The following is a 2,277-nucleotide window of genomic DNA, read 5'->3' on the forward strand; positions in this document are numbered from 1 at the left end:
GTTCCGCCACGTTCCGGGTCCTGGCGGAACTGGCGAAACTGGTATGTGCTGCTCAGTCCCCGTGGACAAGGCGGTTGTAGCCGAGCTGTCCGTCGAGGTCTAGCCAGTCCTCGGGCGCGGCTGCCGGCGTGATGCCCAGGTTGCGAAGCAACATGCTGGCTGCGGTGTGCCGTTCCACGGCGCTACCCCCTTCGCGATTGGGCCTCAACCCGCGCTCGGTTAGCAGCGTCATCACGTCTTCAACCAGGTAACGAGGATCATAGCTCTGGCTTTTCTCCGACATCACAAGACTCCCCACTGCACCACTGATTTCCGGTCATCCGCTCGTAAACCTCAATGTAGCGCGAACGTGTCGCCCGCACGATCTCATCTGGCATTTCAGGGCCAGGCGGTGTCTTATCCCAGCCCGTCGTCAACGACCAATCCCGGACGAATTGCTTGTCAAAAGCATGCTGAGGACGTCCGGGTTCCCACTCGTCAGCAGGCCAAAACCTCGACGAATCGGACGTCAGGATTTCATCGCCCAGGGTCAAAACTCCGTCAGCATCGACACCGAACTCCAACTTGGTGTCAGCGATGACGATGCCGTTTTGAGCGGCATGCATAGCACCCTCGGTGTAAATCTTGAGCGTCAGGTCACGGAGTCTTTCGGCGGTTTCGCGGCCTACGTCGTTCACCACGTCGTCGAACGTGATGAACTCGTCGTGTCCTGTGTCAGATACTTTTGTCGTAGGAGTAAAAATTGGTTCAGGAAGCCGGCTACCTTCCATGAGGCCGGCCGGCAATGGGACCCCGGAGACCGTGCCCCCTGCCTGGTATTCCCGCAGTCCAAGTCCAGCTAGGTAGCCGCGCGCGATACACTCTACCTGAATCATCTTCAGCGGCTTGCAACGGATTGCCCGACCGTAAAATTCTTTCGGAACGTCCTCAGTAGAGATCAGATGGTTGGGAACGATCCAGTGAAGCTTATCGAACCACCACGCAGACAGTTGAGTTAGGAGCGCACCCTTATCGGGAACTGGAGTCGGCAGGGACACATCGTATACTGAAACCCGGTCGGATGCGACGAGGAGGATATCCCCGTCGATCTCATAGAGGTCGCGAACCTTGCCGCTGTGGAGATGCTTCATTCAGCTTCCTCGTTGGTGTACTCGTAAAATACCCAGTGACCGGGCAGGGCCGTCGATTCCCCATACTCCAGAACCGCACCCTCAGTATCCACAAATCGGTTACGACTCATGAGCACGGCCGACCCGACCGGGATGCGCAGCTCGACGGCATCATCCTCGGCGGCAAACCCGGCCGCATGCTGCACGTAAGTCATTACAGCTAGGCGCCCGGTCTGCTCTTCGATATATCGCGCCGTACCCTGAACGATACGCTCAGTCGACAACAGAAGTGGAGCGCCCGCAACAAGCGTGCCATCGAACCACGACACCGAGGTAGAAATTGGTGTGTCGTCGGCCCTGTAGGTCGTTCGCTGCCGCCGGATAGCTGGTGTCCCCTCCCGGATGCCTAGCGCATCGGCTACGTGGGTAGGAGTAGGACTCAACGCGGCCGTGCGGATCTTGGCGTAGTGGCCAGGCGGGTAGATCTTGCCGGTTCGATGCATCGCGATGCTGCGATCTTGGGCGGAGTGGTGAAGCGCTCCCTTGGTTTGCACGATCGTGCCGACCCCACTCACGCCACGGGTCAAACCCTCGGCGCGGAGAGTCGTCAACGCCTTGGTCGCGGTCGCCAAGGCGACTCCCCAGGTCCGCGCAATCTCGCGCGCTGAGGGCACTGGGTCGCCATCCTTCAGCGCGCCAGACTTGATCTGCTCACGAATGTGTCGGACAACCTGCAGGTACGGAGGCTCCGCACGCTCGATGGTTGGCACTGCTCACTCCTCTGCCGGGCCATCCGTGTCCTAGCACGCCGACTGTATCAGCGCCCATATCCGCAGGTCACGGTTAGTCTTGACACGTGTTCTAGCACGCCATCTTGCGTGCGTACTAGTACGCTGCTATCGTTCCATCTGTCGCACCGATGGCACAGGTTGCGGCAGACAGCAAGAAGCCCCGGTGGTGCGGGCACACCGACCGGGGCGTGCATCCGAAGTGGAGACCTCACGATGCAGGACAAGGGTACCCGGGTGTTCCGGGTCAAGGCAGTGGCCGAGATGTTCGACGTCTCGGTGTCGACCGTCTACCGGGAGATCAAGGCCGGTCGGCTGGACGCGTACAAGATCGGGAACGCGATCCGGATTCCGGAGGAGGCGTTGCGCGCGTTCACCAA

General features: G+C 60.1%; 4 protein-coding genes. 1 reads left to right on the forward strand and 3 read right to left on the reverse strand.

All coding sequences use genetic code 11. The features are described from left to right. Nucleotides 1–52: 52 nt before the first annotated feature. From IEY55_RS28590 to IEY55_RS28600, 3 genes are read right to left on the reverse strand one after another with little or no spacing between them, the layout of a single operon-like run. Complete coding sequence (locus tag IEY55_RS28590) at nucleotides 53–283, reverse strand: hypothetical protein (RefSeq protein WP_189061685.1); 231 nt, start codon at nucleotides 281–283, stop codon at nucleotides 53–55. After that, nucleotides 258–1,130, reverse strand: a complete 873-nt coding sequence (locus tag IEY55_RS28595) for a phosphoribosylaminoimidazolesuccinocarboxamide synthase (RefSeq protein ID WP_189061686.1) — start codon at nucleotides 1,128–1,130, stop codon at nucleotides 258–260. Before IEY55_RS28595 ends, IEY55_RS28590 begins: the two co-directional genes overlap by 26 nt. Then, entirely contained in the window at nucleotides 1,127–1,879 is a 753-nt protein-coding gene (locus IEY55_RS28600; protein ID WP_189061687.1) for a GntR family transcriptional regulator, read from the reverse strand. The genes IEY55_RS28595 and IEY55_RS28600 overlap by 4 nt, the downstream gene beginning before the upstream one ends. Nucleotides 1,880–2,113: 234 nt before the next feature. Between IEY55_RS28600 and IEY55_RS28605 the strand changes: the two genes are divergently transcribed. After that, nucleotides 2,114–2,277: helix-turn-helix domain-containing protein (locus IEY55_RS28605; RefSeq protein WP_268239369.1), on the forward strand; the 164-nt coding region annotated here is incomplete at its 3' end.

It is taken from the genome of Longimycelium tulufanense, assembly GCF_014645795.1.
GTDB lineage: Bacteria > Actinomycetota > Actinomycetes > Mycobacteriales > Pseudonocardiaceae > Longimycelium > Longimycelium tulufanense.